Genomic DNA, 6,604 nt, shown 5'->3' with positions numbered 1-6,604 from the left:
TGCGCGTGGACTGCGCGCTCGGCACCGATCCCAAAAACCCCAAGAGCGTCTTCCACAGCCCCGATGTTCCGATCAAGCCCGGTGCGGCGTATCGCGTGAAACTCCGCGTCAAATCCAGCGAACCCACCGCCAAAATCAGCCTCGCCTTTGCCTCCTTCAAAAACGGCGCAGGCTACTGGCAGGCCGGCAGCACCAGCATCACCGCCACCAGCGAGTGGAAGGAAGTCGAAGCCACCGGCCGCATGCCGCGCGAAAACGAAGCCGGCTGGAAACCCTGGATGACCGCCTTCTGGCTGCGCGTGGATTGCCACGAGCCCAAAGGCCAGGTCTTCTTCGATGACATCCGCATCACCGAAGCCGAACCCTTGGACGAATGGGCCGCTTGGCAAAACGCCGGATGGGACAAACACAGCATGGTTGCCGATCCGTTGTTCATCGACTGGAAGAACGACGACTTCCGGCTGAAGCCCGAGTCACCGGCTTTCAAGCTGGGTTTCAAGGCGATCCCGGTGGAGGAGATTGGGGTGAGGAAGGAGTAGAAATTGGCTTCAATTACCTCGTATGGCACTTAGATTGAAACCAAATCGAGCCAAAACCTTTTCTAGGTTCCTGATTACTTCGGATTCATCAGACAAACCATCCCCTCTAATCTTCTCTTCGTGAGCAAGCAATTCCTGAATACATCCCAACGCCAATTGATCACGAGCATCGTTATCTAATACTTGAATTAAATGATCAACGCAATTTAAAACCTCGCCCTTGAATGTCCCAGTATCTCCGAGAGTAGTCATATCCAACCCCGCCCTTCCAAGAATTGATTTTATCACTTTAGCTGAATAAGCGTTTTGCATTAGACCTCTTAAACCGCTCCATGATCGGCCTATTCCATCAAACTCAGTGGCGGTGGCTGAACCAGAAATGCCCTCCACTGATCCATGTTCAGAATCTCCCGTGACATCTTCCAAATAGTCAAAAACTGAAATTGAAGCCGCAAATGGATCAACCAGCAGCTTTCCATCTTTCAATCTGTCGGGATGTAAGGTTGAAGTAGCAACAAGCACCATATTCAGCCACTTTGCCAACGGGTCGCTATTGGAAGTCATTATTGGCTTACCAGATCCAACTAAATCACCAAGTTTGCCTGGTATATCACTAACAATCAGGTGACTGATCGAGTCAGGTAAAAGCGTGCCAGCACGTGTTGCCATATGACGAAATTGGGTTGTCGGATCGCCGCACAATAATGCGCAGGCTGTAAGTTCGGCACCAGCCAGACCGAAACGCGTCAGAACAGCAGAGCTAAATAGTGTGTCTGCATTCTCGGTGCTAACTGCGCCGTAATACTGCCACAAATTAATCACATGATTTGGCTGGGGAAACTTTCCAGGCAAGTTCAAACCCTCTTTGTCGATGAAAAAAATCGACATGCTCAGTGGAGGAAATTTTTTCGCCTCATCCTCAAATGCCTCATGCATTCTATTCCACTCGGCCAATCGGGCTTTAACGAGGCGTTTTACATCTTGACGAATTTTGGTCTGACTTTCGGCCGTTGATGTCTCTTGCTTTAATTCCTGTCTTTTAACTGCATCCAGAAGCTTCGGATACTCTTTAGCATGCATTCCATGCTGCCACTTAATATATAAAAATTGGGAGAGAGATCCCTTTATCGGTGCATCATCAAGACGAACAGGAATAAAACGGCGGCGCTTGTTCAGTGGGTCGCGAAAGCGGAACGTGTAGGACTCTAACTGAGCCCATTCAGACCCAAATGCATTAACTGACATACAAAGAACCAAGACACGTGAGTGCTCTAGCCCTTCCTCAATCTTCGATGGGATGCTGTCGCCAGGCTTAAGCACCCATTCGTCGAACCATACTTTTTGCCCATCCTTTTTCAATCGTTCCGCAATATCGCGCACGATAACTTTGTCATTCGAGCTATGGCTCAGGAAAACATCATGGGTGAAAAACTCCGACATGGAACAAGTTTGGGTAGCACACCTTGAAGAGCAAGAGATGTGTTTTCAACACATAGACTTGATTGAAATCCCGAAAAAAAACAGACACTGGCGAGATTTCTTTCACCATAACCCGCAGTCTGAGACCTTCGTTCTGCAAGGCGTCATCTTCCTTGGGAGCTGCTGAGAGAACCCGATCAACCAGTAACACCCTCTTTTCCAAAAAGCGTTCGTGACACACGATACAAGGCATCCTGCCAGTGTTCGAGTAGGCGCGCCTTGTGTGCAGAATTTTTCCAGAACACGCGTCCATATTCGAGCCGGGCTTCATTCTGATGAAGGAGATGTCTCACTCGCCCAGTTTGAATTCGTCATCCAAAGTCGCAAGCCACTCTTCTCCACAAGAATAGCATCCATTTGCCACCCCTCCACTCCGCCCCACTGTGCAGAAAGCACCGCCTTAATCCCCTTCCCCAACGTAATTCCTTCACCATGTCCCAGTTTCTTCAATTCGACCGCACCGGCAATCCCGCTGAAGTTTTGCAGCTCCACGAGCGCACGCTCACACCGCCTGAAGGGCATGAGGTGCGGGTGCGGATGCGCTATGCGCCGGTAAATCCGGCGGATCTCAATTTCATCGAGGGCACCTACGGTCGTGCGGCGCATCCGCCTTGCATTCCGGGGCATGAAGGCTGTGGAGAGGTGGAGGAAGTTGGCAGTGCGGTGACATCGCTGGCGAAAGGCGATGTGGTCATCTCGTTGCTTGGCACCGGTTGCTGGACCCAGCATCTCACGGCGGCGGAACATCACTTTGCCAAGGTGCCTTCGCAGATTGATGCCGTGCAGGCGAGCATGCTGCGCGTCAATCCCGTCACCGCCTGGGCTTTGCTCAAGCACTACACCGACCTTCCGAAAGGCGCCTGGGTGGCGCAGAACGCGGCGAACTCCGGCGTGGGCCGTGCGTTCATCCAACTGGCGAAGCACTTCGGTTTTCGCACGATCAACTTTGTGCGCCGCACCGAACTGTTTGATGAATTGAAAACGCTGGGGGCTGACCTGGTCATGCTCGACACCGACGAAGGTGTCGCTGAAGCCAAATCAATCATCGGCGATGAGCCGGTGATGCTGGCCACGAATGCCGTGGGTGGTGACAGCGCCATCCACATGATGGACCTGCTCAGCCCCGAGGGCATCCTCGTCACGTATGGTGCCATGAGCCGCCGCAGCCTGAAGGTGCCCAACAAATTCCTCATCTTCAAAAACCTCCAGCTTCGCGGCCTGTGGATTACCAAGTGGTTTGAGAAAGCCAGCACGGCAGAACTTTACGAGGTGCTCGAACCTCTGACTGCCCTCATCCAATCGGGCGAACTCGTCACCGCCATCGACGAGATCGTGCCGCTGGCTGATTTCAAACAGGCGATCACGCGTGCGCAGGAAGGCTCACGCGGCGGCAAAGTCATTCTTGATCTCGCCTAACCCATGCACGTCCTCCTCACGAACGACGACGGCATTTCCGCTCCGGGATTGCAAGCTTTGGAAAACGCAGTGACACAGCTTGGCTGGCAATATACCATCGTGGCTCCGGCCACGGAGCAGAGCCAGTGCGGGCACCGCGTCACCACGCATCAGCATCTGCGGGTGGAGCCACTCGGTGAGAATCGCCACGCCGTGCACGGCACCCCGGCCGACTGCGTACGGTTGGCCTTGTTTGCACTCGGTTTGAAACCCGACTTGGTGCTCTCCGGGGTCAATGCCGGTGGCAACATGGGGCAGGACATCGTCATCTCCGGCACCGTGGCCGCCGCACGCGAGGCCGCCTACCATGGCATTCGTTCCATGGCGCTGTCTCATTACATGATCCGAGAAATCGAAGTAGACTGGCAGCGCACCGCCACATGGATGGCTGAGATCGTGCGGGAGACGCATGCCCAAGACCATGCCCGGAGCACCTTCTGGAACATCAACATTCCTCACCTGCCGACAGATCAGACGGCGCTGCCACCACGCATCCCAAGCCATCCGGCGCGTTCGCCATTGAATGTGAGTTATCGCAAAGAGGAGAACGGCTACGCCTACTCCGCCTCCTATGCCTCGCGCCCGCGTGATCCCGGCTCCGATGTGGAGACCTGCTTCAGCGGAAAGGTCTCCGTGTCGTTGCTGCACGTTTGAGGCAGCTCACTTGGAGACGCTTTGCAGAGTCGTGACGAGTTGCTGCAGCTCTTTCGTGCTGGGGTGATCATCACCCAGTTTGTTCTTCGCCATCGCCAGCCCCGCCTCGGCTTCCTTTTTAGCCTCGGCATATTTCTTTTCCATCGTCAGGCAAAGGGCGAATTGATAGCGGAACGTCAGCGTGTCCACGTGTGCCTCCCCGGGATTGATGTCCATGAACAGCAGCACGGCGCGAAACTCCTTCTCGGCCTCCGCCAGCTTGCCCTGCTCGCGCAGATTGACCGCCAGAGCTCCACGGGCCATGAGGGTCGGCTGCTTGTCAATGCCGAGCACGCGCAGGTCGATCTTGAGCACCTCCTGCAGTTCTTTCTCCGCCTCGGCGTATTTCTTCTGATCGCCGAGGACCACGGCAAGGTTGGTGCGGTTCAGCAAGGTCGCAGCATGCTCGGCTCCGTACACCTTGGTCATCTCCTTGACCACCGCACGGATCTCCTTCTCCGCCTCCGCAAATTTCCCTTCTTCGTGCAGAGTCTCCGCCAGAGCGTTGTGAATGCGCAGCGTCTCAGGTTTGTCCGCCCCTGAATACTTCACGTGACCTTCCCATGAGGCGCGGAATTCGGGCTCCGCCTCGGCCAGCCTTCCCTGCGCGCGCAGGCAGGTTCCCAGCGCCCCCTGGCACTCCGGCAGCAGTGCATTGCCAGGACCGAAGAAGCCTTTGAATGCGGTGATGAGGGAGCGCAGCACCGGCTCGGCCTCCGCGTATTTGCCTGCCTGCATGTACTCACGCACAGACGCCTGCTGCTTCTTGAACTCCAGCGCCTGCTTTTTGAGATCCTCCGGCAGTTTTTCCGGCAGTTTGACTTCAGCAGGCGGTGTCTCCGCAGAGTACAAGACAGCAGAGCCCGAGAGGAGTGCGGCAAGATGAAAAGCGACGATGGTTGACTTCATGGCAGGCCGCAAGGAACGCCAAGTGCGCCGGATGTCTTGTAATTTTAGCGTGGAGTTGAAACGAGACGACTCGCTCCTCAGGCAAGCTGGGCAATCACCTGCGCCGCCACAATGCGCAGCAGCATGGTGAGCGGATACACCGTGGCGTAGGCCACTGCGGGGGAATCGCTGCGTGCCATGGTGGTGGCAAAGGCGAGCGCGGGAGGATCGGTCATGCCCCCGGAAAGAAGCCCGCACAGCGTCATGAAATTCACACGGTGAAATTTGCGTGCCACAAACCCAACCAGGAGCAGCGGCAGCATGGTGACGAGCACTCCGAGCAGCACCCACTGCAGCCCCTGCGCCGAGAACACCGTGGCGGCAAAATGCTCGCCTGAGAGCAGGCCGACATTGGCCAGGAAAAGGATGATGCCCAGCTCACGCAGGGCACGATTCGCATTGATGGGCATGTGCATCACCATGGGGCCCAGACGCCCCAGATGACTCATCAGGATGGCCACGATGAGCGGTCCGCCGGCCAGTCCGAGACGCACCGGCGCTGGCAGCCCCTCGATGCGGATAGGGTAGAGCCCCAGCAGCACACCGAGAAGGATGCCCGCGAAGATGGCGGCAAACTTGGTCTCCTGCAGCATCTGCACCGCATTGCCGAGCCTTTGCGTGGCGGCGTTGAGAGAATCCTCATCACCCACAAGCTGGAGCATGTCGCCAAACTGGAGACGCAGATCGGGCAGCGCGGTGAAGATCAAATCCCCACGGCTCACGCGGGTGACGGCGACGCCATCGAAGTGATCGAGGCCGAGTTCACGCACCGTTTTGCCCAGCAGCTTTTTGTTGGTGAGCACCACGCGGCGGTAGGTGATCCTGCCTGGAGCCTTCATGAGGTTCTCTTCGCTCACGCTGCCGATGACCAGACGGAACTGCTCCAGATGCGGCTGTGTCCCCACGGCCATGATCACATCCCCCACATGCAGCTTCGTTTCCGGCGTGGCGGCGGTGACTTCAACCTCTGCAGCTGGGCGATGCCGCGAGATGATGACGCTGGTCTCCTGCACACCGGGAACGCTGGCGATGGCGACACCGTCAAGGTTTGGATTCTCCACCCGCAGGTTCATGCGTTGCAGCGGCTCGATGCCAGCCCCCTGCTCCTGGCGGAAGGTCTCCGCCTCCTGCGTCACATCCACCTTGAAAAAAGCCCGCATAATAATGAGTGAGACAATGATCCCAACAATGGCCAATGGATAAGACGCCGCATAGGAAAGCGCCGGCAGCGTGATCAGCGCAGGGTCCACATGGGCTGAGGCAAGCGCTTGCTGCGCGGCACCGAGTGCGGGCGTGTTCGTGGTGGCACCGGCAAATAAACCCGCCACGGCTGGCAGCGGCATGTCCAGCATCCAGCCACCCGCCAAAGCCACCACGGCCCCCAAAAACACCAAGGCGAAGGCATAGGCGTTCAGCATGCGTCCCTGACGCCGCAGCGAGGCAAAGAAGCCCGGCCCCATCTGCATGCCGAGCGCGAAGACGAAGAGCAC

General features: G+C 56.7%; 5 protein-coding genes and 1 pseudogene. 3 read left to right on the top strand and 3 right to left on the bottom strand.

Features of this window, described 5'->3' with window-relative positions; translation table 11 throughout:
- Positions 1-539, top strand: a pseudogene (locus ACIREA_RS23620) (hypothetical protein); the annotation flags it as partial.
- Between the two features lie 9 nt (positions 540-548).
- Here ACIREA_RS23620 and ACIREA_RS23615 read toward each other — a convergent pair.
- A complete protein-coding gene (locus tag ACIREA_RS23615; protein ID WP_397384802.1) occupies positions 549-1,979 on the bottom strand; it encodes a toll/interleukin-1 receptor domain-containing protein in 1,431 nt (476 codons plus the stop codon).
- A gap of 471 nt (positions 1,980-2,450) precedes the next feature.
- On the opposite strand from ACIREA_RS23615, the gene ACIREA_RS23610 reads away from it, so the two are divergent.
- Positions 2,451-3,434: an MDR family NADPH-dependent oxidoreductase gene (locus ACIREA_RS23610; protein ID WP_397384801.1), complete on the top strand. Its 984-nt coding sequence runs from the start codon at positions 2,451-2,453 to the stop codon at positions 3,432-3,434.
- Positions 3,435-3,437: 3 nt separating this feature from the next.
- Positions 3,438-4,127 (top strand): 5'/3'-nucleotidase SurE, encoded by a 690-nt coding sequence (gene surE, locus ACIREA_RS23605; RefSeq protein ID WP_397384800.1) that lies wholly within the window; start codon positions 3,438-3,440, stop codon positions 4,125-4,127.
- 6 nt (positions 4,128-4,133) lie between these two features.
- On the opposite strand, the gene ACIREA_RS23600 is transcribed toward surE, so the two are convergent.
- Positions 4,134-5,075 (bottom strand): tetratricopeptide repeat protein, encoded by a 942-nt coding sequence (locus ACIREA_RS23600; protein WP_397384799.1) that lies wholly within the window; start codon positions 5,073-5,075, stop codon positions 4,134-4,136.
- 77 nt (positions 5,076-5,152) lie between these two features.
- Positions 5,153-6,604: putative transporter (locus ACIREA_RS23595; protein WP_397384798.1), on the bottom strand; the 1,452-nt coding region annotated here is incomplete at its 5' end.

The organism is Prosthecobacter sp., from assembly GCF_044373815.1.
GTDB lineage: Bacteria > Verrucomicrobiota > Verrucomicrobiia > Verrucomicrobiales > Verrucomicrobiaceae > Prosthecobacter.
The sequence above is the reverse complement of the archived record's forward strand: the minus strand, read 5'-3'. Positions and strand labels throughout refer to the sequence as shown.

Bases quoted from the DNA above. Each gene is read 5' to 3' on its own strand.
- ACIREA_RS23615 (WP_397384802.1), bottom strand. From the start codon at position 1,979: ATGTCGGAGTTTTTCACCCATGATGTTTTCCTGAGCCATAGCTCGAAT.
- surE (WP_397384800.1), top strand. From the start codon at position 3,438: ATGCACGTCCTCCTCACGAACGACGACGGCATTTCCGCTCCGGGATTG.
- ACIREA_RS23610 (WP_397384801.1), top strand. From the start codon at position 2,451: ATGTCCCAGTTTCTTCAATTCGACCGCACCGGCAATCCCGCTGAAGTT.
- ACIREA_RS23600 (WP_397384799.1), bottom strand. From the start codon at position 5,075: ATGAAGTCAACCATCGTCGCTTTTCATCTTGCCGCACTCCTCTCGGGC.